The organism is Azospirillum isscasi (genome assembly GCF_030849505.1).
Classification (GTDB): domain Bacteria; phylum Pseudomonadota; class Alphaproteobacteria; order Azospirillales; family Azospirillaceae; genus Azospirillum; species Azospirillum isscasi.
Window position 1 is genome coordinate 1 of sequence record NZ_JAUJFI010000080.1, and the last position, 25,520, is coordinate 25,520.

A 25,520-nucleotide genomic window follows, 5' to 3' on the forward strand; every position below is an offset into this window, starting at 1 on the left:
TCCCAGTCGCGCAGCGCCCGCAGCGCCCCGCCCAGCCGGGCCGCGTCCAGAGCAGCGGGCGGCGGCGCCTCGCAGCCGCAGCGGCGCAGGAAGTCCGCGGTGACGGCTTCCGGTGCGGTGTCGAAGCGCGCGATCATGCGGTCCAGCACCCGCCGCGGCGTGGCCGGGGCGAAGCCGTCGCCCTCCGTGAAGCGGGGGAAGCCGTTGACCAGCACCAGCCCGTCCCAGGCGAAGGGCCGCTCGTGCAGCAGCCACAGCGCCCCGAAGGAATGGCCGACCGCGACGATGGGCCGGGAGCGAGGCCATGGCGTTTGAGTACCCCTCTCCCGTCCCAGGAAAGGGGTGGAAGGACCGTGGAAGCCCAGATCCACTGCCACGCTCTCGCCATCCGGCAGGGCGTCCCGCACAGCGTCCCAGACGCCGGGGCCGAACCCCCAGCCATGGACGAAGACGAACAGCGGTGCGGTCATCGCGCGCTCCAGGCGTCGGCGACCGCGCCCGTCAGCGCCTCCAGATCGGCGTCCGTGTGCGCGGCGGACAGGGCGAAGCGCAGGCGGCTGGTCCCCGGCGGAACGGTCGGCGGGCGGATGGCGATGCCCAGGATGCCGCGCTCCTCCAGCCGCCGGCTGAGGGAAAGGGCGTCCTCCTCCGCGCCGGTGATGGCCGGGACGATCTGCGTGCTCGACCCCGCCGTGTCGATGCCCAGCCCGTGGAAGGCGGCGCGCAGCCGTTCCGCCATGGCCTGGAGCCGGGCGCGCTCGGCGTCCAGCGTGGGCACGAGGTCGAGCGCGGCGTCCATCGCCCCCAGCACCGCGGGCGGCAGGGCCGTGGCGTAGATCAGCCCGCCGCAGCGGTTCACCAGATAGTCGCAAAGCGCCTGCGACCCCGCCACATAGGCGCCGAAGCCGCCCAGCGCCTTGCTGAAGGTGCCCATGGCGAGGTCCGCGCGCCCCCCGGCCAGGGCCGCCAGCCCCATCCCCCGCGGGCCGAGCACGCCGGTCGCGTGCGCCTCGTCCAGGAACAGGAAGGCGCCGTGCCGCTCCGCCAGCGCGGCCAGCGCGGGCACGTCGGCGCGGTCGCCGTCCATGCTGAAGACGCTCTCCGTCACGATGAAGCGCGTGCCCGGCTCCGCCGCGTGCCGGGCCAGCAGGCCGTCCAGATGGTCGAGGTCGTTGTGGCGGAAGCGGATCTGCCGCACCCCGGCGGCGGCGCAGCCATGGTGCAGGCTGGCGTGGTTCAGCCGGTCGGTGAAGACCAGCGCGTCCCCGCCCAGAAGCTCCCGGTCGAACAGGGCGGGCAGGACGGCGGCGTTGGCCTGCCAGCCGGAATTGAACAGAAGGGCCGCCTCCGTCCCCTTCAGCCGGGCGAGCTTCGCCTCCACCTCGGCGTGCAGTTCCAGCGTGCCGCAGACGAGGCGCGACGCCGTCGACCCCGCCCCCCAGCGCTGCGCCCAGGCGCAGGCGCGCTCCACCAGCAGCGGGTGGGCGGCGAGGCCGAGATAGTCGTTGCTGGAGAAGTTCAGCAAGGTCCGCCCGCCGCGCCGGATACGCCCCGCCCCCTCCGGGCGCACGGGCAGCAGGGAGCGGCGCGTGTGGCGCCGGTCGAGGCGGTCGAGATGCTGGCGGAACAACGGGTCGAGCAAGGACATGATCGGGGCGTGATAGCAGAGCGCGCCGCTGGGGCGAAAGGCTGGAATCGCACAGGTGCCCCTACGCCCCGCCGGGGGTAGAGTGCCGGGACCATGCCGACCGATCCGCAATTCCACGACCGTCCCGACACCCTGCCGCCCGAACCCGGCGCCTATGTCCTGTTGATCGCGCTGGACCGGGACCTCCCCGTCCGCCTGCCCGGCAGACCGGAAACGATGCTGGGGCCGGGCCGCTACCTCTATTGCGGCAGTGCGCGGGGACCGGGGGGCCTGCGGGCGCGGGTCGGGCGCCATTTCCGCCAGGACAAGCCGGAGCGCTGGCACATCGACCGGCTGACCGGCGCCGGGCGGATGCTGGGCGCCTGGATCGTCCCCGGCGGCGACGAATGCGCCCTGGTCGCGGCGCTGTCCGGCCTGCCGGTGCCGGCCCCCGGTTTCGGCAGCAGCGACTGCCGTCATTGCGCCAGCCACCTGCTGAATTGGCCGGAAGGGGCGTCAATTCCGCTTCCAAGCCCCTTTTTTCGACCTCCGGAAGGACTCCGGGGCCGGAATTGAGGCGAATTGTTTGGTTTGACCGTCCTCCGGGGGTTATAGTCGCCCGTCATCGGGAGGCGGGCATGAAGAGATTGACCCTTAACCGCCGGGATATCCTCGGGTCCTTCGGGGCCGCGGCCATGCTTCTGACGGCGCCCCAGGCGCTGGGACAGGCGTCGGCCGAGGGATCGGCAACCCCCGCCTTGAACGTCGGCGTCCTCTATTGCGGCGACCGCGCGGACTTCGGCTTCAACCAGGCCCACGCGGAGGCCGCCCGCGCCCTGGCCGGGCTGCCCGGCCTGCGGCTGGAGGAGCGGGAGCACGCCGTGGGCGCACTGGCCGCCACGGCGGAGGAACTGGTGGGACCCCAAGCCTGCCGGGTCGTCATCGTCACCGCCGCCGGGGACGCCCTGCCGGGGCTTCTGGCCCAGGCCGACGCCCACCGCGACACGGTGTTCCTGTTTTCCGGCGCGCCGCTGGACCCCGACCGCCTGCCGGTCAACACCGGCTTCTTCGAAGGCTATCTGGACGAGGCGCAGCACATTTCCGGCATCGTCGCCGGCTACGCCAGCCGGGCCAGGACGATCGGCCTCGTCGCCTCGCACCCCGCGCCGGAGGTGCTGCGCTGCGTGAACGCCTTCGCGCTGGGCGTCCGGCGCGCGGACCCCGCCACGGCGCTGCGCGTCGCCTTCGTGGGCGAGACGGCCACCCCGCAACAGATCGCCGGGGCGGCCCGCGCCCTGGCCGAGGGCGGGGCCGACGTCCTGGCCGCCCAGCTCGACGGCGCCCGCCCGGTCTGCGAGGTGGCGGAGGCGCACGGCGTCCTGTGCTGCGGCCTGCACACCAACCTGTCGGCCTTCGCGCCGCAGGGCTTCCTGACCGGCGCCGAATGGGCCTGGGAGAGGGCCTATGCCGAAACGGTGTCGCTGATCGCCGCGGGCAAGCCGTGGAAGCATCTGCGCCAGGGCGGCTTCGACCAGGGCTTCGTCCGCAACACCGCCTACGGCCCGGCGGTGGCGGTGGAGGCGCGGGCGCACGCCGACGCCGCGCGGATGCAGCTGGCCAACGGCAACGCCGCCGTCTTCCGCGGGCCGATCCTGGACAACACCGGGCGGATCGTGGTCGCCAAGGGGAAATCCCTGCGCGGCGGCGATGCCGAGCTTGGCCGCATGGTCTGGCTCGCCGAGGGCGTCACCGAGGTCGGGCGCTGACCCTCACGTCCCATTCTGCTCCGTCCAGCCGCAGGCGGCCAGCGCGTCCCGCATGTGCGGCGGGGGCGGGGCCACGGCGGTGACCGGCTCGCGGTCGAAGGCCATGGTGAAGGTGACGGACCGCGCCAGCAGATGCAGGTTGCCCGGCGGCACGCGCACCGGGCCGTAATAGGGCTCCCCCACCAGCGGGCAGCCGATGGCCGCGCTGTGGACGCGAAGCTGGTGGGTGCGCCCGGTGCGCGGCTTCAGCTCCAGCCACGCGCGCCCGTTGCCGGTTCCCCGCACGCGGTACTGGGTGACGGCGGGCTGGCCGGTGGGGTGCGTCACGATGTTCCAGGCGCCGGGGATCAGCAGCTTCAGCAGCGGAAAGTCGATGACCCCCTCCGCCGCCTCCGGGATGCCTTCGCTGACCGCCCAATAGGTCTTCTCCACATGGCCGGCGGCGAACATGTCGCCCAGCCGCTTCAGCGCCCACGGCGACCGCCCGAGCACGAGGCAGCCCGCCGTGTCGCGGTCCAGCCGGTGGGCCAGCCGCGGCGGCGTGCCGTCCCGCTCCGCCAGGAAGGGCAGGTAGAGGTCCAGATGGTCGGTGATCCGCCCGGCCTTGTGCACCGCCAGCCCGGCGGGCTTGTCGATGATGAAGACGTCCTCGTCCTCGTGCAGGATCCGGGCGCGCAGCGTGGCGGGGGTGAGGGTGGTACCGGCGTCGCTCATGGCCGCCACCCAAGCACGGCGCGGGGGGAGGGGCAAGCCCGGCGGCTGTTCCGCGATGCGGAACCATCTCCGTGCCCGGCCTGTTGCCCGATGGGCGGTGCAAGCAAACGCAAGCAAACGAGGTCTGGAAACGAGGTCTGGACCGGCCCCGCCCAGCCGCCCATCTTTACGGAAATACGGGTCACGTCGCGAAGGGAAACGGGCGATGGGGGAACGCGATCATCTGCCGGCGCAGCAGCGGTCCACCCAGACCGAGGTGGATGATTTCCTGCGCCGCGTGGCGGCCCTCCCACGGACGGCGGCGGGGCCGCGCGGGCGGCTGATGTTCGCCATGGACGCCACCGCCAGCCGGGAACCGACCTGGGACCGCGCCTGCCGGATCCAGGGGGAGATGTTCCAGGCCACCGCGGCGCTCGGCGGGCTGGACATCCAGCTCGTCTACTACCGTGGTTTCCGGGAATGCCAGGCCAGCCCGTGGGTCGGCAATTCGCAGGATCTGCTGCGGCGGATGACCGCGGTGGCCTGCATGGCCGGGCAGACGCAGATCGGGCGCGTGCTGGCCCACTGCCTCAAGCAGACGCGGGACCGCAAGGTCAACGCGCTGGTCTTCGTCGGCGACTGCATGGAGGAGGACATCGACCAGCTTGCCCATCAGGCGGGGCAGTTGGGGCTTCTGGGCGTGCCGGCTTTCATGTTCCACGAGCGCGGCGACCTCATCGCCAAGCGCGCCTTCCAGACCATCGCGCGGCTGAGCGGGGGGGCCTATTGCCCGTTCGACGGCTCTTCGGCGCAGCAATTGCGGGACCTGCTGAGCGCGGTCGCCGTCTATGCGGCGGGCGGACGGGCGGCGCTGGTGGATTACAGCCGCGGACGGGGCGACGCGGTGCGGCTGCTCACCAGCCAGATCGGGCACGGTTAGGTCCCGCGGTGCCGGGCCGGACAAGGTGAAGCGGGACGCGGGGGCCGATCCCATGCATCATAGCGCGGGTTTCTGAGACCATGGGGCAGAGCGGGATGTTTGGGTACTTTCTCCTGGGCATCGCGCTGGTGGCCGGGTTCGCCATGCTGACCCGCGTCTTCCTGTCCGCCGATCCGCGCACGCTGGCCACCGCGGTGCGCTACGGCGGCGTCGCGCTGGCGGCCGTGGCCGTCGTCCTGCTGACCCTGACGGGGCGGCTGGGCACCGCCGTCATGCTGGGGGCGCTGGCCTTCCCGCTGCTCAGCCGCTGGCGGACGTTGCGCGACGCCCTGCGCCCGTCGTCCTACGGTTATGCCAATGGTCCGGCGGGCGGCCAGACCTCCCGGATCGAGACGCTCTATCTGCGCATGACCCTGCACCACGACACCGGCGCCATGGCGGGGGAGGTGCTGCACGGCCCCTGGCGCGGGCGGACGCTGGAATCCCTGACGCGGGAGCAGTTGGCGGGACTGCTGGCCGATTGCCGGCGCGACGATCCGCAATCGGCCTCCGTGCTGGAGACGTGGCTGGACCGCGCGCACCCGGACTGGACGGCCCGGGAGGAAACCGCCGGCGGGGGGGCGGACGGGTCCGGTCCCGGCGGAGGGGGCGGCGTCCAGGGCGGGGGTGTCATGACCCGCGAGGAAGCCTATGATATTTTGGGGCTGTCGCCCGGAGCCACACCCGAACAGGTAAAGGACGCACACCGAAGGCTGATGATGAAAGTGCACCCAGATCATGGGGGGTCCACCTATTTGGCCGCCAAGATCAACCAAGCGAAGGATTTGCTGCTTCGCAACTAACCTTTTGCCGGGTTACGGAAGGGGAGTTGCGCCACCGGGTTCCCTGTGGCAGAAAGCTGGACGAGCGTTTTGCAAATCCGCAAATCGTCTCCATATTCGAAGTATTTCCATAAGCAACCACAAGAGAACCCCAATGCGAAAGCCTGTGCGCAAGGTGGTGTTCCCCGTCGCCGGTCTCGGTACGCGCTTTCTGCCGGCGACCAAGGCGATTCCGAAGGAAATGCTGCCTTTGGTGGATCGGCCTCTGCTTCAGCATGCCGTGGAAGAGGCGCGGGCCGCCGGCATCGAGGATTTTGTGTTCGTCACGGGCCGCAGCAAACGCGCCATCGAAGACCATTTCGACGCCGATACGGAACTGAACCGCACCCTTGAGGAGCGCGGCAAGCAGGACGCGCTGGAAGAGGTGCGCCACAGCGAGATCGCGCCGGGCCGCTGCTTCTACACCCGCCAGCAGGTCCCGCTGGGCCTTGGCCACGCGGTGTGGTGCGCGCGCGCGGTGATCGGCAACGATCCCTTCGCCATCGTCCTGCCCGACGACTTCGTCCAGGGCGACACCCCCTGCCTGAAGCAGATGGTGGACGCTTACAACGAGGTGGGCGGCAACATCGTCGCCGTCGTCGACGTCCCGCGCGAGCGGACCAGCAGCTACGGCATCCTGGACGTGGAGAAGGACGACGGCCGTCTGGCCACCGTCCGCGGCCTCGTCGAGAAACCGAAGCCGGAAGAGGCGCCCTCCACCCTGTCGATCATCGGCCGCTACATCCTGCAGCCGGAGGTGTTCGACCATCTGGAGAAGCAGCAGCGCGGCGCCGGCAACGAGATCCAGCTCACCGACGCCATGGCCAAGCTGATCGGCTCGCAGCCCTTCCACGGCCTGCGCTTCGAAGGCACCCGCTACGACTGCGGCGACAAGGTCGGCTTCATCGAGGCCACGCTGGCCCATGCGCTGAAGCGTCCGGACATGGCGGACAAGGTCCGCGACATGCTGCGCAAATACTGCTGAGGCGGCTCCCGCTTCCGCGGGGCGGCCCGCGGGGAGGGGACGCTTTCCTCTTCCCGAGGGCCGGCGCGCTCATCCGCGGGCGCTGGCGGCCCGCCGGGGAGGACGTGCGGTTTCTTCCGGCGCGGCGGACCGGCGGAAGGTGCTGAGTTCGGGGATGCGGTTCACCGACAGGCCGGCCACCCGGCAGGGCACCACTTCCAACACCTGGAATCCCGCCTTGCGCGGGTAGCGGGCACCGACCCGGTCGCGCACCTCCCGTTCCGTCTCGGCGGTCAGGAGACAGCGGCGGATGCCCACCCAGCCGCGCTGGCCCGGAGTCATCACCGTGGCGTCGGTCGGCACATGGCGCACCGCCGCTTCCCAGAAGCGGCCCGGACGGGGTTCGGACCGGTCGAACACGTGGTAGCGGACGGTGGGCGCCTGCCGTCTGGCTTCCAACTCGTTCAGGGCGGCCTGCATGTCCTGCTCCGCCTTCTGGGCGCGCTTCTCGGCGTCGGCGTGCTTCTGGGCGATCTGGGCGTAGGCGGTGGCGATGTCCTCCACGTCCTTTCCCACCTCCTCCATCTTCTCGCGGATGCGCAGCTGGGCGTCGCGCAGGGTCTGCAACTGCCGCCGCCAGTAGCGGTTCGACAGGACCGTCAGCACCATCAGTCCCAGGCTGAGATAGAGCATCATCCCGGTCATGCGGGCGTCCCCTCCGCGTCCGGATTCGGGGCCTGGGCGATCGGGAGGATCATGCTGGGCAGGACGCCGTTCTTCACGGAAAAGGCGACCCGCGCCATCGCCGCCGCCTGATCGGCGGAGGTTGTCCAGACATGGGCGACGTTGGGATAGGTCCAGATCTGGCGGGCGAAGATCACGTCGCGCCGTTCGATGGACGGAAACTCGTCCTGCACGGTCAGCCGGACCCAGAAGCCGTTGGCCTCGTCGCCGTCGCCCAGCTCGTGCACGAACTCGACCTTGTTGAGTTCCAGCGCCTTGATGTCCGACAGCGCCTTCTGCCGGCGCCCGTTGCATTCGTTGTAGCGGGCCTGGAAGGCGGTCAGCTCCTCCTGCCGCTGCTCCATCTTGCGGGTCCATTCGCTCAGAGCCGCCTTCTTCCGGTCGTGCTGGCGCGTCATGATGGACTGGCGCGCCCGCTCCGACGTGATCTGCCCGACGTCGATCACGATGGACAGGCCAAGCGCCGCGGCGCTGGTGACCAGCAGAAGCATGCCCAGGAACTCGGCCGATAAAACCATTGGTGTGCCTTATGGTTGCGGCAAGAGCTTCGCGTCTCCTTATTGAGGACCGGGTTTCACGGCTTGGCACCGCGGTATTCCGTCGCACGGCCCTCCGGGTGCTGGAAGGAATATGTCCCGAAGCTGCAACAATAGATCGACCGGCTTGAATCCTATTGATCTTTTCTGACCCATACGGAAACGTCCGGCCAGAATGTCGCAGTCTTTGGACACAGTCCTGAAATGTTGCGCCCCTCCGGTCGCAAGTCTGAGTTTCCGCCGTTCGAAAGGGAGGACCCATGCTGGACCTGTTGACCCGCAGCGACGAGGCGCTGGAGACGATCCGCCGCAGCTTTCCGGTGGCGCTCGGTGATTACGCGATGCCCGCCGGGGGCACCGGGCTGGTCGTCATCGACGAGGTGAAGGGGTTTGCCGCCGTCGGCTGCGGCCCGCTCGCCCCGGCGGCGCCGAACGCCCAGGTGGACCGCATGATCGCCGAGACGGACCGTCTGGCCCGCCGCTTCGCCGGGGCCGGCTGGCCGATCTGCGTCTCGCTGGACCGCCACGACCCGGACAAGCCGGAACCGCCCTATCCCCCGCACTGCCTGGCGGGCACCGGCCATGACGAACTGGTGTCCGAACTGGCCTGGCTCGAGTCGGAGCCGTCGGCGACCCTGATCGCCAAGGACTGCATCAATTTCTTCATCGGTGCGACGGAAACCGGCGGCACGGGAAAGGCCGGGCGGAACCGGCTGGTGGACTGGGTCAACGGCAACCGTCTGGTGTCGGTGGTCACGGTCGGCATCTGCACCGACGTGTGCGTGATGGATTTCGTCCTGACCCTGCTGTCCGCGCGCAACCACGGCATGATGCCGACGCTGAAGGACGTGGTGGTCTACGAGCCGGGCTGCGCCACCTACGACCTGCCGGCGGAGACGGCGCAGGCGCTCGGCCTGCCGGAGACCGCGGCCCACCCGCAGGAACCGGCGCACCACATGGGATTGTACATGATGGCGTCGCGGGGCGCGCTTCTGGCCGATACGCTGCGCTGAGGCGGGCCGGATCAGGGCTTTCGCTTTTTCCAGGCGGCTCTGGTAACATCCCTGCGTGGAATGGGTTCCGATCGTTCAACCGGCGTGCGCCGCAAGGAGCGACGGACGGACGGCGCGGAGACGTCGCACGGTGGAAGAGCGATATCTGAGGGCGATCCGCAACGCGCTGGTCAAGCATCAGCAATGGCTGACGCGCGACCCCAGCATGAAGGGCCGCTGCGCCGACCTCAGCTTCCACAACCTGTCCGGCCTGGGGCTGCGCCGCATCAACCTCAGCAGCGCGAAGCTCAGCGGGGCGAACCTGAACAGCGCCCGCCTGTCGGGGGCCGACCTGTCGCGAACCGACCTGTTCGGCGCCGACCTGTCCAAGGCGGACCTGACCGGCGCCAAGCTGGAAAGCGCCGACCTGCGCGGCGCGCGGGTGGAGGGCGCCCTGATGGAGGAGGCCAACCTGCGCGGCGCCGACCTGCGCAAGGGCATGATGCTGGGCGCCGACGAGCGCAAGCCGGCGGGCAACGCCGACGGCAGCACCACCTTCATCGGGTCCAAGATGGCCCGCGCCGTGCTGGCCGACGCGCGTCTGGCGCAGTGCGACTTTTCCGGCTGCGACCTGTGCGGGGCGACCTTCTCCGGCAGCGACATGAGCGGGACGATCCTGATCGGCGCCAATCTGGTCGGCGCCGTGATGGAGCGGGTGGAGATGGACGGCGCCTTGCTGTGTGGCGCCCGGCTGGACGACGAGTTGCGCCAGACGCTGGAGCGGCGCGGCATCGACGTGGACGGCACCGGTCTGGTCAGCCTTGCCGGGCGGATGGCCGACAGCATCTCCGCCCACCAGCTCTGGGTCGAGCGCAACGCCGCCGCCGGGCTGCGGCTGGAGATGCAGCGCGCCGACCTGCGCGGCTACAACTTTGCGAACCAGCTCCTGGCCGGCTGCGTGATGCGCTTCTGCGGGCTGCGCGGAGCGGATTTCTCCGGGGCGAAGCTGGTCATGGCGGACCTGTCCTACTGCGACCTGCGCGAGGCGGACTTCACCAGCGCCGACCTGTCCGGCTGCAACCTGCGGGGCGCCAATCTGGCCGGGGCCAAGCTGTGGCGGGCGCGGCTGCGCCCGGTGGATCTGGCCGGGGACGGCAGCCGCCTGTGGCCGACCAACCTCGCCGAGGCCAGCCTGACCGGCGCCGACCTGCGCGACACCAGCCTCGCCCGCGCGATCCTGCACGGCACCGACCTGACGCGCATCCGCGCGACCACGGAGACGCTGCGCGGCGCCGACGTGAGCTTCGCCGTGGGGGTGGAGCCCCAATACGCATGAAGCGGGTGCCTACAGCGACTCCGCGACCCGGATGCGGCCCCGGATGATGGCCTCGCGCGCCTCCTCCAGCCGGTCGCGCAGGGCGGGGGTGACGAGCGCGCGGTTGTTGTCGTCCAGCGCGTAATCGACGCCGCCTTCGGCCAGCCCCAAGGCGCGCGGTCCGGCGGTCCAGGCGCCGCTGCGGCCCTCCCCGAAGGCGCGCTCCACCGCCAGATCGACGCGCTTCAGCATCGAGGTCAGGATGGTGCCGGGGTAGAGGTGGTTCTGGTTGCTGTCCACCCCGATGGCGAAGCGCCCGCCGTCCTTGGCCGCCGCGAAGACGCCGAAGTTGGACACGCCGGCCCCGGCGAACACCACGTCGGCGCCGCCCTGGAACTGGGCCTTCGCCACCTCCGCCCCGGTGGTGGGATCGTTGAAGGCGGCGGGGGTGGTGCCGACGAAATTGACCAGCAGGCCGATGTCCGGGCGGGCGTGGCGGGCGCCCTGCTGGAAGCCGGCGATGAATTTGCGGATCAGCGGGATGTCCAGCGCCCCGATGAAGCCGATGGTGCCCGTCCGCGACGCCATGGCCGCCAGCATGCCGACGAGGAAGGATCCCTCCTGCTCCTTGAAGGTCACGGACTGGACGTTCGGAGCCTCCACGACCGCATCGACGATGGTGAAGCGGACGGCGGGATGCTTCGGCGCGAGGCTGGCGAGCGGCGCGGCGTAGTAGAAGCCGATCATCGCGAGGTCGGTCACCCCGCGCCGCAGCAGGGCGGCCACCGCCTGTTCGAACTGCGCCGTGCCGGCGGGCAGATAGTCGCGGTAGGCGATCCCGGTGGCCTCCCTGAACCGCTCCGCCCCGGTGAAGGCGCCCTCGTTGAAGCTCTTGTCGAACTTCTGCCCCACCGCGTAGAGCAGACCCGGCGCGAAATCCTGCGCCCGCACCGGACAGGCCAGCGTGGCGAGGCCGGCGGCGCCCAGCGCCAGGACGGAACGGCGGGAGGGATGAGTCGTCATCGGGCGGGCTCGGCGGTCAGGGTTTCGGACACCAGCGCCGCGTGCCGCGCCCGCAGCGGGGGCAGGGCGGGGTTGTCGGGCTGGGACGGCTGGAAGACGAGCCGCGCGTCGGCGCGCCCGGTGTCCGCCAGGACGGCGCCGGGGAAGACGGCGGCGGCGCGGCGCAAAGACTCGGTGAAGGCGTCGTCGGGCAGGCCGCTGTAGGGCGTCCCGTCGCCGCGGCGCAGGTTCAGGAACAGCAGCGTGTCGCCGAAGGCGGTGTAGCCGCCGCCCAGCCCTTCATGCTCCGCGGCCGCGGCGAGGAAGAGGCGCTGGGCAAGGTCCGGCGTCAGGCCGCCCGCGGGAAAGCGGACCAGGGCGTAGCCGGTGGCGCCGTTCGCGCTGTCGAAATCGGCCACCAGAACGCTGTCCTGTTCGAGGCTCCAGGCGATTGCCCCGGCCAGCCGGTCGGCGGGCGCGTCCTCCAGCCGCAAGGTCATGTGGAGCGACGGGTTGGTCCGCAGCCGGTAGCCGCCCATCCGCAACTCCGTGACCGCCCCTCCGCCGTCCAGCCCGGTGGCTTCGAGGAGAGCGGGCAGCAGGCCGGTCCGGGCACGCTCGGTCAGGCGCTGCCGCGCCTCATAGGGGGCGTCGGGCGGGGCGTCCGCGGGAACGGCTTCGAAGAACAGATGCTGTGCCACCGCCTGTGCGAAGGCGGGCGGCGCGCCAAGGATCAGGGCAAGGGCGAGGGCAAGAACCGGAAGGCGCACAGGCGGGCTTTCCCGAACGGAAAGGGGCAAGCGCAGTCTAGACGGGAAAGGCGCATTGACGCATAGGTCAATTGAATGACGCAAGCGTATGGACGGCGCCCGGGGGATCTGTGATAGCATCGCCGACAACAGGCCGGCTCCGGCGCAAAGATATGGGGAGGAAAGCAGCATGAGCGATGGGCGCACTCTGAAGGGAAAAACCCTGTTCATCACCGGGGCCAGCCGTGGCATCGGCAAGGCCATCGCGCTCCGCGCCGCCCGCGACGGCGCGAACGTCGCCATCGCCGCCAAGACGTCGGAGCCGCACCCGAAGCTTCCCGGCACCGTCTTCTCCGCCGCGGATGAGGTGGAGGCCGCTGGCGGCAAGGCTTTGCCGATCCTCTGCGACATCCGCGACGACGCCCAGGTGGCGGAGGCCGTGGCCCGCACGGCGGAGGCGTTCGGCGGCATCGACATCCTGGTGAACAACGCCAGCGCGATCAGCCTGACCGGCACGCTGGAGACGCCGCTGAAGCGCTGGGACTTGATGATGGGCGTGAACGGGCGGGGCACCTTCGCCTGCTCGCAAGCCTGCCTGCCGCATCTGCTGAAAGCGTCGAATCCGCACATCCTAACCCTGTCGCCGCCGCTGAACCTGAACCCGCGCTGGTTCCAGCACCACACCGCCTACACCATCGCCAAATACGCGATGAGCCTGTGCACGCTGGGCATGGCCGCGGAGTTCCGCGGCAAGGTGGGGGTGAACTCCCTGTGGCCGCGCACGATCATCGGCACCGCGGCCATCGCCATGCTGAAGGGTGCCGCCGAGTTCGACAACTGCCGCAAGCCGGACATCCTGGCCGACGCCGCCCACGCCATCCTGACCCGCGACGCCAAGGCCACCAGCGGCAACTTCTTCATCGACGACGAGGTGCTGGCGGAGGAGGGCGTGACCGACCTGGAGCCCTACGCGGTGAAGCCGGGCGCGCCGCTGGCGCCGGACATTTTCCTGGATTGAGAGTTTTCCACCGGTGGTCGCCTTGGGCTCCCACCCTGGCCCCCCCCCCCGCGAAGGCGGAGAGGGCCAAGGGTGGGGGCCCAGATGCGAGGGCTTGTCTGGGCGAAGGCCGCTCCCCTCAGTGCGCCTCGTCCCAGTTGTCTCCGATGCCGGCCTCGGCCACCAGCGGCACGCCGAGCGTCGCGGCACCCTCCATGACCTCCCGCACCCGCTTGGCGGCGGCTTCGGCCTGATCCTCCGGAGCTTCGAACAGCAGTTCGTCGTGGACCTGGAGCAGCATCCGCACGTCCTCGAACCCGGCTTCCTTCAGGGCGCCGGGAACGCGGGCCATGGCGCGCTTCATGATGTCGGCGGCGGTCCCCTGGATCGGGGCGTTGATCGCCTGCCGTTCCGCGAAGGCGCGGCGGGCGGCGTTCTTGTCGTGGATGCCGGGGATGTAGCAGCGCCGCCCGAACAGCGTCACCACATGGCCGTGCTGCCGCGCGAACGCCTTGGTCGCCTCCATCCACACCTTCAGTTCATGGAAGCGCTCGAAATACGCCTTGATGAAGGCGTTGGCCTCGCCCGGCGCGATGCCGAGCTGGCGGCCCAGCCCGAAGCCGGAAATGCCGTAGATGATGCCGAAGTTGATCGCCTTGGCCTTGCGCCGGATCTCGGAGGTCATCTGGTCCAGCGGCACGCCGAAGACCTGGCTGGCGGTCGCCGCGTGAATGTCGATGCCGTCCTGGAACGCTTGGCGAAGAGCGGCGATGTCGGCCATCTCCGCGACCAGCCGCAATTCGATCTGCGAATAGTCCACGGAGATCAGCTTGTGCCCCGGTGCCGCCACGAAGGCGCGGCGGATCTTGCGGCCTTCCTCGGTGCGGACGGGGATGTTCTGCAGGTTCGGGTCGGTCGAGGACAGGCGGCCCGTGTTGGTCGCCGCCATGGCGAAGGCGGTGTGCACCCGCTCCGTCCCCTCCACGATCTGGGCCTGGAGCGCGTCGGTGTAGGTGTTCTTGAGCTTCGCCAGCTGCCGCCAGTCCAGCACGCGCTGGGCGATGACGTGGCCCTGTTCGGCCAGTTCCTCAAGCACGCTGGAATCGGTGGAGTAGGCGCCGGTCTTGCCCTTCTTGCCGGTGCCGAGCTTCATCTCGTCGAACAGGATCTCGCCGAGCTGCTTGGGCGAGCCGATGTTGAAGCTGCGCCCGGCGTGCCCGTGGACCTCCTTCTCGATCTCCGCCATGCGGACGGCGAGGTCCTGGGACAGGCGGGCCAGCGCCGCCCGGTCCACGCGGATGCCGCAGGATTCCATGTCGGCGATCACCGGGACCAGCGGGCGTTCCAGCGTCTCGTAGACGGTGACCATCCGGTCGTCCACCAGCCGCGGCTTCAGCACCCGCCACAGCCGCAGCGTGATGTCGGCGTCCTCCGCGGCGTAGGCCAGGGCCTTGTCCAGCGGCACCCGGTCGAAGGTGATCTGGCTCTTGCCGGTGCCGCAGACCTCCTTGTAGGGGATCGTCTTGTGGGCGAGGTGCAGCTCCGCCAGCTCGTCCATGCCGTGGCCGTGGGCGCCGCCCTCCAGCACGTAGGAGATCAGCATGCTGTCGTCGATGGGCGACACGCGCAGGCCGTGGCGGGCGAAGAGCTGGTGGTCGAACTTGAAATTGTGCCCGATCTTCAGGATCGCCGGGTCTTCCAGCACCTCCCGCAGGGCGGCGAGGGCGTCCTCCGCCGGAATCTGCTTCGGCGCTTCCGGCGTCTCGAAGGACAACTCCCCGCTGGCCGCGGCGTTGGGGGCTTGGTGCGCCAGCGGGATGTAGCAGGCCAGCCCCGGCTCCGTCGCCAGGGAGATGCCGACCAGCGTCGCCGTGGCCGGTGTCAGCGAGTCGGTTTCGGTGTCCACGGCCAGGATGCCGGTGGTCCGGGCGCGCTCCAGCCAGACGGCCAGGGCGTCGAGATCCTGCACCAACTCGTAGCGCTGCTCCACGTCGGTGGGCGGGGCGGGGCGGCTGCGCGGCGCACCCGCGGACTCCGCGGGAACGGCTGGAGTGTCCTTGGCCGGAGCCGCGGCCGGCGTGGAGGACGGAACCGCGCCGTCGGCGATGGTGCCGTCCTTGCGCATCTCCGCCTCGACGCGGCTGACGATGGTGCGGAAGCCCTGGGCCTTCAGGAAGTCGATCAGCTTCTGGTGATCGGGCTCGCGGACGCGCAGTTCCTCCAAGGGCTTCGGCACCGGGGCGTGGTCGTCCAGCAGGACGAGGCGGCGGGAGATCCGCGCCTGCTCCGCGAAGTCGATCAGCTTCTGGCGGCGGGCCGGCTGCTTGATCTCGCCGGCGCGGGCCAGCAGCGCTTCGAGATCGCCGTATTCGGTGATGAGCTGGGCGGCGGTCTTCACGCCGATGCCGGGCACGCCCGGCACGTTGTCCACGCTGTCGCCGGCCAGCGCCTGCACGTCCACCACCTTCTCAGGCGCGACACCGAACTTCTCGAACACCTCGTCGGGGCCGATGGGTTTGTTCTTCAGCGGGTCGAGCATGCGCACGCCGGGGCGGACGAGCTGCATCATGTCCTTGTCGGACGACACGATGGTGACCTCGCGCCCGGCCTCGTTGGCCAACCGCGCGTAGGTGGCGATCAGGTCGTCGGCCTCGTAACCGTCCAGTTCCAGGCAGGGCAGGCAGAAGGCTTCCGTCGCCTCGCGGATCAGGGCGAACTGGGGCCGCAGCTCCTCCGGCGGTTCGGGGCGGTGGGCCTTGTATTCGGGATAGAAGTCGTTGCGGAAGTTCAGCCGCTTCGAATCGAAGACCACCGCCACGGCGGACGCCTTCAGGTCGGCCAGCAGCTTCAGCAGCATGTTGGAGAAGCCCAGCACCGCGTTCACCGGCGTGCCGTCCGGACGGTTCAGCATCGGCAGGGCGTGGAAGGCCCGGAAGATGAAGCCCGACCCGTCCACCAGATACAGGCCGCTGCCGTCCCCGGCGGGTGCGGGAGTGTCGGTGACGGTCTGGAGCGCGTCGGTGGTCTTTTCGTCGGACATGGTTCGGCCTCTTCCCTTCGGGGCGTTACCATGGCCGAAGGCGGCCCGAGAGTCGAGCATGCCCGACGCGCCGGCAGGCGGGAGGTTCAGCCGCCGGTTTCGCTGTGCGGGGCGGCGACCGGCTTGGATTCGGGGGACCCACGTTCGCGCAGGTAGATGCCCAGAACGACCAGGACGCCCATGGACAGGAACTCGCTCTGCCAGTTCTGGAAGCTCTCGTACCAGAATTCCGGATCGGCGAGGGTTTCGGCCATGGTCTTCGTCGGCTGGTGATGCCACGCCGCCTCTTCATTCGAGCGCCGCGTGCTGCCCGCCAGATGCAGGGCGAAGGACAGCACGAACAGGGTCACCAGGGCGATGCTGAGCGAATGGGAATAGAGCCGCAGCAGCAGCCCGCCGCGGTGCACCGGCCAGGGCGCGTCGGGGTCGTTGCGCCGCCGTTCGGGCGCCTCGTCCTCCGGATTGGCCTCCCCCGGCTTCTTGGATTCGGAGGAGCCTTTCTGGACCAGGATGGCGGTCAGCAGCACATAGACCGACATCTGGAGGAACTCGCTCTCCCAATTCTCGAAGGTTGCCGACAGGAAATGGCCGGTGGTCAGGTAGTCGAGAAGGCCGACGGGAGGCTGCGCGTGAGCGCGAAGCTCCTCCGCCAAGGCCCGCCATCCGGCCAGCACCTGTCCGGCGATCGAGACGAGGAACAGCCCGAACAGGGCGATCGACAGCCCGTTGTCCCGCAGGAAGCGACGCATGTGCCGAACCTCGCATGATGCCAAGTTCAGGTCTGTAAACATCTGGCGAGCCGGGAGGTTTCCGATGCGCTTCCCACCACCGCCCGCGGCTGTCCAGGAACCTTGAAAGCGGCGTTCCTGTTGCCGGTGGGCGTGTGAAAGAGCAACGCGACAGCCATCGGCCGGAGCCACCATGAATCAGTATGCCGCCGGAGCCATCGCCGGATTGGCCGGCACCGTCGCCATGACGGCGGCCATGCGCATCATGTTCCGCGCCCTGCCGGAGCGGGACCGCTACCCCTTGCCGCCGCGCCTGATCACGGAGCGGGTCGTCGGCCCGACCGGGCTGATGGACGCGCTGGAGGAGCCTGGACGCCGCGATCTGACGCTCGCCCTGCATTACGGCTATGGCGCCGCCGCCGGGGCGCTGTATCCGGTCGTCGCGCAGCGGTTCGGCGGGCCGGCGGTGGCGACGGGGATCGGCTATGGGCTTGCGGTCTGGGGCGCCAGCTATCTGGGATGGATTCCGGCGCTGCGCATCCTGACCCCCGCGACTCGTCACCCGCCCGCCCGCAACACCCTGATGCTGGCCGCCCATGTGGTCTGGGGAGCGGCGACGGGCGTTACGGCAGCGGTCCTGGCGGGAGGCCGGGATGCAAACGAAAAGGGCCTAGCCCGCGTTGCGGCTAAGCCCTTGGAAGCGCTGGCGGACCCGATACGATTCGAACGTACGACCTCTGCCTTCGGAGGGCAGCGCTCTATCCAGCTGAGCTACGGGTCCGTCATCAGCGGAGGCGCACCATAGCGAAAAGCCTCGACGAGTGCAAACACTCCTTTCGACATTTTTTCACACCCCCGCCGGGGCCGCCCGTCCACTCCTATTTCGCGGCCAGAAGGCTGCGCGGGTTGCGGTCGGCGCCGCTCGCCAGGGGCTGTTTGGGGTTCTCGATCCAGGCGGCGATGTCGTCGACCACCACCTGCCCCTTCAGGTCGCGCAGCAGCATGTGCCAGCCATCGGGATAGACCGCCACCACATGGCGCCCGCCGGCTTCGAAATCCTGCACCGCGCGGTTGACCGGCGTCTTGGGCAGCACTTCCTCGTGGGCGCCGTAGAGCACCAGGGATGGCACCTCCAGATGCCCGCAGGCGGCCAGGGCCGTGCCCATCAGGTCGGTCAGCCCGTCCAGCGCATCGACGCGGGAGCCCTTGATGACCAGCGGGTCGCGGCCCAGCGCGCGCAGCATCTCGATGTTGTCGGACGCCTGGATCTTCAGCTCCTTCGGCGGGTGCACCACCATGCCCGGAACCATGGTGTAGCTGAGCCAGAGCAGCGCCCGCGGGAAGAAGCCCATGGCATCGCGGCCCCACACGGCGGGGGCGACCAGGATCGTGCCGTTCACGGCGGGCGGATTCGGGTCGGTCATCGCCGTCAGCACCACCGCACCGCCCATGCTTTCGCCCATCAGATAGACCGGCAGGCCGGGATGGCGGGCGTGGATCCGGGAAACCGCCGTCTTCAGATCGGCCACCAGCGTCTCCGTCCCCGCCCAGATGCCGGGATTCCGCGTCGCGCCGAATCCGCGCTGGTCGTAGGCGTAGACCGCGATCCCCCGCGCGGCGAGGCTGCGCCCGGCCCCGTCGAAGGCGTTGGAATAGTCGTTGTAGCCGTGCAGGGCCAGAACCACCGCCCGCGGCGTCCCGTTCTCCGGCAGCCAGCGGCGCAGCGGCAGCTCGAAGCCGTCGGCGGCGATCAGGGCGCCGTCGGTCAGGGCCGGCTGGGTCACGGGAAGCCCCATCGGCTGATAGGCCGCGGTGCAGCCGGTCAGCAGAAGGCCGATCCCGACGACCAGTTTCGCAAGCCGGCCGGTAGCCCTACGCCGCATCGTGCACGGTCTCCCTCCGCGCGTGCGCGCCGCCGGTCAGTTGCAGGAAGATGTCCTCCAGATCCGATTCCTCGGTGCTGAGATCCACCACCCCCAGCCCGGCCCCGGCCAGCGCGGCCAGGATGCCGTCCACCCGCTGGCGGCTCGGCTGGTAGCGGACGATCAGGCGCCGCGGCTCGGCCAGTTCCGCCGTGAAGGCCGACAGGCCCTCCGGAACGGCGTCCAGGTCGCGGTCCACCACCACGCTCAGCGCCTTGGCGTCCACCCGGCGCAGCAGTTGGGCGGTCGGCTCGCAGGCCACCACCGCACCGTGGTTGATGATGGCGATGGTGTCGCACAGCTCCTGCGCTTCCTGGAGGTAATGGGTGGTCAGGAGCACCGTCGTGCCCTCGCGGTTCAGCTTGCGCACATGCTCCCAGAGCTGGATGCGCAGTTCCACGTCCACCCCCGCGGTGGGCTCGTCCAGCACCAGGACGGGCGGGGTGTGCACCATGGCCTTCGCCACCATCAGCCGCCGTTTCATGCCGCCCGACAGCGACCGCGCGTAGGCATCGGCCTTGTCGCGCAGCCCCACGGCCTCCAGCAGGTCCTCCGTCCGGCGCTCCGCCTTGGGCACGCCGTACAGGCCGGCCTGAAGCTCCAGCATTTCCCGCGGGGTGAAAAAGGGGTCCATGTTCAGTTCCTGGGGCACCACGCCGATCGACGCGCGCGCCTGGCGCGGGTGGGCGTCGATGTCGGTTCCCCAGATCGAAACGGTGCCGCCGGTCTTGTTGACCAGCCCCGCCATGATGTTGATGAGCGTGGATTTCCCCGCCCCGTTCGGCCCCAGAAGTCCGAACACCGACCCGCGGGGGATCGCGAGGTCGATCCCCTTCAGCGCCTGCTTCGGGCCGGTCTTGCCGGCGGCCTGATAGGTCTTGGCGAGGCCGCGCACCTCGACGGCGTGGGCGGGCAGGGCGATGGGATTCGCAATGGGATCCAGCGGGGCGTGCGCAACCATGGAATCGAAACTGGCCTTTCCGGTCTTGCCCTGAGTCCGAATCCTCAGGTCCGATCACTGTCCAATCACTTGATCCGTCCGGCGCGTTCGGTATGATCCGACCCCGCGCGCGTGCCTCATTCGGTGGGCATCTTAACGATGGCGTTAACGCGCGCGTGTGTCAAAGTGGAGGATGTCTGCCATGCAGCCGATTGAAACGATTGAAGTCGAAACCCTCACCGTCGGGTGCGACGGCGGCGGCGGCGCTCTCGGCCACCCGCTCGTCTATCTGACGCTGAGCGCCGAGGGCCACCAGACCGAGTGCCCCTATTGCTCGCGCCACTTCGTCCTGAAGGAAGGCGCCAAGACGGGCACGCACGGGCACTGATCCAGGCGGCGGCGGGACAGGCAGCACCGCTTTTTTACAGGGCGGAAATCCCGCGCACAGGAAGGGCCGGAGCGATCCGGCCCTTTTTGTATGCCTGCAATGCAAATTGTTTCCGTGCGGATTGAGTCTGTGGCACGTCCGCCACCTTTTGCCGCGGGGATGCAACGGCGGGAAGGGTGGGCGCATATGCCGCTTTTATTGCAATTGTGAAAAATATAAAACGAACCGCCTTGACGCGCGCTGCAATCCGCCTTCTACTTTTTGCAGCGCACAAAAGGCGTCTTTCGCAATTGTCCGTTCAGGTCGTTCGCATGCTTTTTCCTGAGGCCACCGCTCTCGCGCCAGAAGAGTCCCGGTCCATGAGCCAAGAGACGGAAGAGCAGTACAAAAGTATTTTCGAGAACGCGGTCGAAGGCATTTACCAGACCACCGTGGACGGGCGTTACCTGCGGGTCAATCCGGCGCTGGCGCGCATCTACGGTTACCGCTCCCCGGACGACCTGATCGACAACCTGACGGACATCGCCGGCCAGCTCTACGTCGATCCCGGCAAGCGCGAGGCCTTCGCCCGCCTGATGGCCGAGCGCGACGTGGTCCAGAGCTTTGAGGCGCGCGTCTTCCGCAACGACGGCTCGATCATCTGGATTTCGGAAAACGCGCGCTGCGTGCGCGACGCCCACGGCCGCATCCGCTATTACGAAGGCACCGTCCAGGACATCACCGAGCGCAAGCAGCACGAGGAGAAGATCCGCCTGCTCGCCACCGTCTTCGACAGCGTGGCCGACGGCATCCTGATCGTGGACCCCGACCTGTCGGTGCAGGCGGTCAACCCGGCCTACGAGGTGATGACGGACTTCCAGCGGGAGGAGCTTCTCCACCGCCCGTTGGTGATCTTCGCCCCCGGTTCGCACGAGCGCAGCTTCATCGAGGACATCTGGCGCACCGCGCGCACGGGCGGGCGCTGGCAGGGCGAGGTGACCAGCTTCCGCCATTCCGGCGACGCCTTCGCCGCGTCCCTGTCGGTCACGGCGGTGCGTGCGCCGGGCGGGGCGCTGGAGCATTACGTGCTGACGCTGGCCGACATCAGCCAGCGCAAGTACCAGGAACACCAGATCCGCTATCAGGCCAGCTTCGACCGGCTGACCGACCTGCCGAACCGCTGGCTGGTCTGCGAGCGGCTGGAGGAGGCCATCGTGCGCGCCCAGCGCATGCGCACCAAGGTCGCCGTGGCCTTCCTGGACCTGAACCGCTTCAAGCAGGTGAACGACACGCTGGGCCACCATGCCGGCGACGACCTGCTGAAGCTGGTGGCGCGGCGGCTGCGCAACTGCACCCGCGTGTCGGACACGGTGGGCCGGCTGGGCGGCGACGAGTTCCTGATCGTGGCGCCCGACGCGGCGGACCGCGCCGCCGGCGCCCGGCTGGTGGAGAAGGTCCTCTATTCGATGGGCGAGCCCTTCGCCGTCCACAACCAGGAACTCTTCTGCGGCGCGTCCATCGGCGTGGCCTTCTTCCCCGACGACGGCGAGACGGCGGACCAGCTTCTGCGCAACGCCGATCTCGCCATGTACCACGCCAAGCGCAACCCGGAATGCAAGTTCGTCTTCTACGAGGCGGGCATGCGGGAGCGCACCGGCTTCACGCTGGGGCTGGAAAGCGACCTGCGCCGCGCCGCCGCGACGGGCGACGAGTTCGCGCTTCATTTCCAGCCCAAGGTGGACATGCCGCGCCGCGGCTCGCACCGGGTGATCGGGGCGGAGGCGCTGATCCGCTGGCGCCACCCGGTCCGCGGCCTCGTCAGCCCGGCGGAGTTCATCCCGCTGGCCGAGGAGACCGGCCTGATCTGGGAGATCGGCGCCTGGACCCTGAAGGAAGCCTGCGCCCGGCTGGCCGGCTGGCTGGCCGCCGGGCTGGACGTCGCGTCGGTGTCCGTCAACCTGTCGCCGCGCCAGTTCCAGGACGCGCGGCTGGTGAACTTCGTCCGCGACGTGGTGGAGAGCAGCGGTGTTCCGCCCGAGCGCCTGGAACTGGAGCTGACCGAGGGCGCCATGATCGGCGACATCGAGAAGGCGGTGACCATCCTGCACGGGTTGAAGGGGATCGGCATCCGCCTGTCCATCGACGATTTCGGGACCGGCTATTCCTCCCTGGCCTATCTGAAGCGGTTCCCGATCAACACGCTGAAGATCGACCGCAGCTTTGTCCGCGACATCGTGCAGTCCTCCACCGATCCGGCCATCGTCAGCACCATCGTGAATCTGGCCGACAGCCTGGGTTTCGACACCATCGCCGAGGGGGTGGAGACGGAGGAGCAGGCGGAGATGCTGCGCCGCCAGCGCTGCACGCGCATCCAGGGCTTCCTGATCAGCCGCCCGCTGGACGTGGACGCGTTCGAGCGCTTCGTGGCGGAGAACGCCGGGTAAGGGCGGCTTCCCGGCGGCGGGCCGGCGGGAAGCCGCGCCCCGTCAGTTGCCGAGCTTGCCGGTGTCGAGCACGATCATCGCGACGCCGATCTTCTCCTTGCTGGCCGGATCGAGCACCGGAACGCTGACCTCGGTCAGCATGGCGTTCGTCTCGGCGTCCTTTTCCGGGTCGGTCATGTAGAGGTCGGCGCCGCCGCTGTAGACCTTCTGCCATTTCGGCTCGTCGCCCTGCCAATAGTCGGAGGTGCCGCCGGTTTGGGCCACGTTCAGGCCGCGGTTGTCCATCAGCAGGATTTCCACGATCCGGCCGTTGCTCTTGTCCGTCACCTCCTTCAGGCGCTTGGTCACGGCGTTCGCGGCGATCCTGTCATAGGTGGGGTTGGCGGCTTTGGCCTTGGCCGCCGCCTTCCAGTCGTTGTCCATGGCGTCGATCTTCGCCTGGTCGAGGCCCTTGTGCTCGGTGTTCTGGGCCTTGACGGCGCCGACGACCGCCGGGTCGGCGAGCCAGGTCTGGGCCTGCGGGCTGACCGTCTTGCGGACGGTGGCTTCCAGGGCGGGGTCGGCGGCGTAGGCCGGCAGGGCGCCGAGCACGGTCAGGACCGCCGCGGTGGACAGGAGCAGGGAAACGCGTTTGGGCATCGATTCCTCCCATGATTGATCCGCCCGCGGGCCGTCTTTGCGGCCTGTGCTCCGCGGGGCGGAAAACCATAGGTCCCGCGTCATCCCGCCTGTCAGAGGAATGCGTGGATTATTCCGTGTGACGGAAAATCGGCAACACTAACCATTATTGCCGTTGAACGGGTGCCCCCACCCGGCCCTCCTCCACCTCCGCACTCTCCCGCGGGCGGCTCAGCGCGTAGTGCAGGGACAGGGCGCGGATCTGCTCCTCCGTCAGGTTGCGGGCGGCGGCGGCCATGATTCGGGACAGCGGCGTGTCGCCGTGCACATCCTTCCGCCAGAGGCGGAGCTGGTTCGCGATGTAACCCGCGTGCTGCCCGTCGAGACGGGGATAGCGCGGGTCGTGCCCCGCCCCGTGGCAGCCGGAGCAGGCCGGCACCCCGGTCCCGCGGTCGCCGGATTCGGCCAGCCGGGCGCCCAGTTCCAGCATCGCCGGATCGGCGTCGGCGGGCGGGGGCGGGTAGGGCGCCGCCGTCTGCCCCGCATAGTGATCGGCCAGGGCGCGCAGCGTCGCGTCGTCCAGCCCGGCGGCCACCGGCTGCATGATGCCGCTGTGCCGCCCGCCGTCCGCGTAGGCCCTCAGCGCGTGGAAGAGATAGTCGGCGTTCTGGCCGGACAGCCGGGGGAAGGCCCCGGTGCTGCGCCCGGCCCCGTCGTAGCCGTGGCAGCGGGCGCAGTTGTCCAGAACCGCGCGGGTGGGGCCGTCCATCGACTTCAGATCCGCCAGGGCCGATCGGTCGCCGTCCGGCGGCGCCTCCCCGAAGGCCAGCCGGCGGTACTCCCCGGCGCTCATGCCGTCCAGCCGGCGCAGGAAGGCGGCCACGGCCCAGGGCTCGTCGTCGCGCTTCTGCGCCGGCCAGGCGGGCATCCCGGCGTATTTGATGCCGCTGTAGGTGATCCAGTAAAGCTGCTTGTCCGTCCAATCCCCGGCATGGCCGGGCAGGAAGGGCGGGGCGGGCAGCATGTGGCGGGAGATCGGGTTGCGCGCGGTGTCGGGCGCGCCGTGGCAGGGGGCGCAGCCGTCCTCGTAATGACCGGCGCCGCGCTGGATCAGCGCCGGGTCGTCCAGGTCGGGCGGATCGTCCACGAAGGCGGCGTGCGTCTCGATGGAGTTGCGCATCGCCATGCTGAGGAACCAGTAGACCGGCGGCCAGTGCGGCTTGCTGGCGGCGACGCTGTAGAGCCCCGACCAGGCGAACAGGAAGCCACCCACCGCCTGGGCGCCCAGAACCAGCCCGATGATCGTCAGAACCCTGCGCATGGATGGGACGCTCCGGCGGTTTTGTTCGATCCTCCCCGAATGAATGCTCTCCCGATGACCGAAGTTCCGGCGGAACCTGCGGCGCTGCGGTGAGTTTAGCCGTGCAAGGACGCCGCCCGCCATCGCGGGCCGAACGCCGCAAGGGGGGTGCATGGACCGCGGGTCCGACCGCAGCGGGAGACGCAGACGGGACTGGCGGGGGGCGGCCCTGGCCGGCGGAATGGGGCTGCTGGCGGCCTGCGAGCGGGGACCGCAGTCGGCGCTCCACCCCGGCGGGCGCAACGCCGAAGCGATCCTGGACCTGACGCTGATCCTGGTCGCCGGGGGCGGGGTGATCTTCCTGTTCGTGATGGCGCTGGCGGGGTACGCCGTGATCGCCCGCCCGGAACGCTTCCCCGGAACCCGCGCCTGGGTGATCGGCGGCGGCATCGTCTTTCCCATCGTCACGCTGACCGCGCTCCAGGTCTACGAGTTCGCCGTCGCGCGGCAACTGTCGGACACCGGCGGGGTGGAGCCGCTGCGCGTCGAGGTCACCGGCCACATGTGGTGGTGGGAGGTCCGCTATCCCGGTGACGGTGGGGAAGGGGAGCCGCTGCGCACCGCCAACCGCCTCGTCATCCCCGCCGGGCGCCCGGTGGAGGTGGTGGTGACCGCGGCGGACGTCATCCACAGCTTCTGGGTGCCCAGCCTCGCCGGCAAGATCGACATGATCCCCGGCCACGAGAACCGCCTGATCCTGGTGGGGGAGCGGCCCGGCACCTACCGCGGCCAGTGCGCCGAATACTGCGGCGCCCAGCACGCGCTGATGGCCTTCGACGTGGTGGTGGAGCCGCCGGACCGCTTCGAAGAATGGCTCGCCGCCGAGCGCCGCCCCGCCGCGGAGCCCGCCGGGCCGCAGCAGAGCACCGGGCGCGACGCCTTCCTGCGCGCCGGCTGCGGGTCGTGCCACACGGTG

General features: G+C 69.8%; 24 protein-coding genes and 1 tRNA gene. 11 read left to right on the forward strand and 14 right to left on the reverse strand.

The genetic code is table 11. The features are described 5' to 3' along the window. A partial coding sequence (locus QSG27_RS16345; protein WP_306707916.1) for an alpha/beta fold hydrolase occupies positions 1 to 470 on the reverse strand: 470 nt, incomplete at its 3' end. Next, complete coding sequence (gene bioF / locus QSG27_RS16350; protein WP_306707917.1) at positions 467 to 1,648, reverse strand: 8-amino-7-oxononanoate synthase; 1,182 nt, start codon at positions 1,646 to 1,648, stop codon at positions 467 to 469. The genes QSG27_RS16345 and bioF, both read right to left, overlap by 4 nt. Positions 1,649 to 1,741: 93 nt before the next feature. Here bioF and QSG27_RS16355 point away from each other — a divergent pair, with 93 nt between their 5' ends. Further along, entirely contained in the window at positions 1,742 to 2,203 is a 462-nt protein-coding gene (locus tag QSG27_RS16355) for a GIY-YIG nuclease family protein (RefSeq protein WP_306707919.1), read from the forward strand. Between the two features lie 62 nt (positions 2,204 to 2,265). Beyond that, a complete protein-coding gene (locus QSG27_RS16360; RefSeq protein WP_306707920.1) occupies positions 2,266 to 3,393 on the forward strand; it encodes a BMP family ABC transporter substrate-binding protein in 1,128 nt (375 codons plus the stop codon). A gap of 3 nt (positions 3,394 to 3,396) precedes the next feature. Here QSG27_RS16360 and QSG27_RS16365 read toward each other — a convergent pair whose 3' ends face one another. Beyond that, positions 3,397 to 4,107, reverse strand: a complete 711-nt coding sequence (locus QSG27_RS16365; RefSeq protein ID WP_306707921.1) for an RluA family pseudouridine synthase — start codon at positions 4,105 to 4,107, stop codon at positions 3,397 to 3,399. A 205-nt stretch (positions 4,108 to 4,312) separates the two neighbouring features. On the opposite strand from QSG27_RS16365, the gene QSG27_RS16370 reads away from it, so the two are divergent. The 3 genes from QSG27_RS16370 to galU all read left to right on the forward strand — a co-directional run bounded on the left by QSG27_RS16370 (position 4,313) and on the right by galU (position 6,871). Continuing rightward, a complete protein-coding gene (locus QSG27_RS16370; protein ID WP_306707922.1) occupies positions 4,313 to 5,026 on the forward strand; it encodes a VWA domain-containing protein in 714 nt (237 codons plus the stop codon). 95 nt (positions 5,027 to 5,121) lie between these two features. Beyond that, complete coding sequence (locus tag QSG27_RS16375; RefSeq protein WP_306707923.1) at positions 5,122 to 5,868, forward strand: DnaJ domain-containing protein; 747 nt, start codon at positions 5,122 to 5,124, stop codon at positions 5,866 to 5,868. Positions 5,869 to 6,001: 133 nt separating this feature from the next. After that, complete coding sequence (gene galU, locus QSG27_RS16380; protein WP_306707924.1) at positions 6,002 to 6,871, forward strand: UTP--glucose-1-phosphate uridylyltransferase GalU; 870 nt, start codon at positions 6,002 to 6,004, stop codon at positions 6,869 to 6,871. 69 nt (positions 6,872 to 6,940) lie between these two features. Here the strand turns inward: galU and QSG27_RS16385 are convergent, their stop codons facing one another. Together QSG27_RS16385 and QSG27_RS16390 are read right to left on the reverse strand one after the other, a co-directional pair. Next, on the reverse strand, positions 6,941 to 7,555 hold the full coding sequence (locus QSG27_RS16385; protein ID WP_306707925.1) for a hypothetical protein: 615 nt from the start codon (positions 7,553 to 7,555) through the stop codon (positions 6,941 to 6,943). Next, positions 7,552 to 8,112, reverse strand: a complete 561-nt coding sequence (locus QSG27_RS16390) for a hypothetical protein (RefSeq protein ID WP_306707927.1) — start codon at positions 8,110 to 8,112, stop codon at positions 7,552 to 7,554. The genes QSG27_RS16385 and QSG27_RS16390 overlap by 4 nt, the downstream gene beginning before the upstream one ends. Positions 8,113 to 8,390: 278 nt before the next feature. Between QSG27_RS16390 and QSG27_RS16395 the strand changes: the two genes are divergently transcribed. Next, entirely contained in the window at positions 8,391 to 9,143 is a 753-nt protein-coding gene (locus tag QSG27_RS16395) for an isochorismatase family protein (RefSeq protein ID WP_306707928.1), read from the forward strand. Positions 9,144 to 9,273: 130 nt separating this feature from the next. After that, positions 9,274 to 10,458: a pentapeptide repeat-containing protein gene (locus QSG27_RS16400; RefSeq protein WP_306707930.1), complete on the forward strand. Its 1,185-nt coding sequence runs from the start codon at positions 9,274 to 9,276 to the stop codon at positions 10,456 to 10,458. Between the two features lie 9 nt (positions 10,459 to 10,467). Here the strand turns inward: QSG27_RS16400 and QSG27_RS16405 are convergent, their stop codons facing one another. Together QSG27_RS16405 and QSG27_RS16410 are read right to left on the reverse strand one after the other, a co-directional pair. Further along, entirely contained in the window at positions 10,468 to 11,460 is a 993-nt protein-coding gene (locus QSG27_RS16405) for a BMP family lipoprotein (protein WP_306707933.1), read from the reverse strand. After that, a complete protein-coding gene (locus QSG27_RS16410; protein ID WP_306707935.1) occupies positions 11,457 to 12,209 on the reverse strand; it encodes a hypothetical protein in 753 nt (250 codons plus the stop codon). Before QSG27_RS16410 ends, QSG27_RS16405 begins: the two co-directional genes overlap by 4 nt. A gap of 169 nt (positions 12,210 to 12,378) precedes the next feature. Between QSG27_RS16410 and QSG27_RS16415 the strand changes: the two genes are divergently transcribed. Beyond that, positions 12,379 to 13,206 (forward strand): SDR family oxidoreductase, encoded by an 828-nt coding sequence (locus QSG27_RS16415; protein ID WP_306707937.1) that lies wholly within the window; start codon positions 12,379 to 12,381, stop codon positions 13,204 to 13,206. 118 nt (positions 13,207 to 13,324) lie between these two features. Here the strand turns inward: QSG27_RS16415 and polA are convergent, their stop codons facing one another. The 5 genes from polA to QSG27_RS16440 form a co-directional block, all read right to left on the reverse strand. Beyond that, positions 13,325 to 16,225 carry a DNA polymerase I gene (gene polA / locus QSG27_RS16420; protein WP_306707939.1) on the reverse strand — a complete coding sequence of 967 codons (2,901 nt, stop codon included), beginning with the start codon at positions 16,223 to 16,225 and terminating at the stop codon, positions 13,325 to 13,327. A gap of 86 nt (positions 16,226 to 16,311) precedes the next feature. Beyond that, positions 16,312 to 16,974, reverse strand: coding sequence for a DUF6766 family protein (locus QSG27_RS16425; RefSeq protein ID WP_306707942.1), 663 nt, complete (start codon positions 16,972 to 16,974; stop codon positions 16,312 to 16,314). A 683-nt stretch (positions 16,975 to 17,657) separates the two neighbouring features. Beyond that, a tRNA-Arg gene (locus QSG27_RS16430) sits at positions 17,658 to 17,734 on the reverse strand. 97 nt (positions 17,735 to 17,831) lie between these two features. Continuing rightward, positions 17,832 to 18,836, reverse strand: a complete 1,005-nt coding sequence (locus QSG27_RS16435; protein ID WP_306707943.1) for an alpha/beta hydrolase — start codon at positions 18,834 to 18,836, stop codon at positions 17,832 to 17,834. Next, positions 18,826 to 19,836, reverse strand: a complete 1,011-nt coding sequence (locus QSG27_RS16440) for an ABC transporter ATP-binding protein (protein WP_306707945.1) — start codon at positions 19,834 to 19,836, stop codon at positions 18,826 to 18,828. The genes QSG27_RS16435 and QSG27_RS16440 overlap by 11 nt, the downstream gene beginning before the upstream one ends. A 172-nt stretch (positions 19,837 to 20,008) precedes the next feature. Between QSG27_RS16440 and QSG27_RS16445 the strand changes: the two genes are divergently transcribed. Further along, on the forward strand, positions 20,009 to 20,203 hold the full coding sequence (locus QSG27_RS16445) for a zinc-finger domain-containing protein (protein WP_407653233.1): 195 nt from the start codon (positions 20,009 to 20,011) through the stop codon (positions 20,201 to 20,203). A gap of 359 nt (positions 20,204 to 20,562) precedes the next feature. Further along, complete coding sequence (locus QSG27_RS16450) at positions 20,563 to 22,626, forward strand: putative bifunctional diguanylate cyclase/phosphodiesterase (RefSeq protein WP_306707949.1); 2,064 nt, start codon at positions 20,563 to 20,565, stop codon at positions 22,624 to 22,626. A gap of 42 nt (positions 22,627 to 22,668) precedes the next feature. On the opposite strand, the gene QSG27_RS16455 is transcribed toward QSG27_RS16450, so the two are convergent. Both QSG27_RS16455 and QSG27_RS16460 read right to left on the reverse strand, forming a co-directional pair. Beyond that, a complete protein-coding gene (locus QSG27_RS16455; RefSeq protein ID WP_306707951.1) occupies positions 22,669 to 23,265 on the reverse strand; it encodes a hypothetical protein in 597 nt (198 codons plus the stop codon). Positions 23,266 to 23,410: 145 nt separating this feature from the next. Next, complete coding sequence (locus QSG27_RS16460; RefSeq protein ID WP_306707953.1) at positions 23,411 to 24,565, reverse strand: c-type cytochrome; 1,155 nt, start codon at positions 24,563 to 24,565, stop codon at positions 23,411 to 23,413. Positions 24,566 to 24,716: 151 nt separating this feature from the next. Here QSG27_RS16460 and coxB point away from each other — a divergent pair. After that, positions 24,717 to 25,520 (forward strand): cytochrome c oxidase subunit II (coxB, locus tag QSG27_RS16465; protein WP_306707955.1); only part of this gene is annotated, 804 nt, incomplete at its 3' end.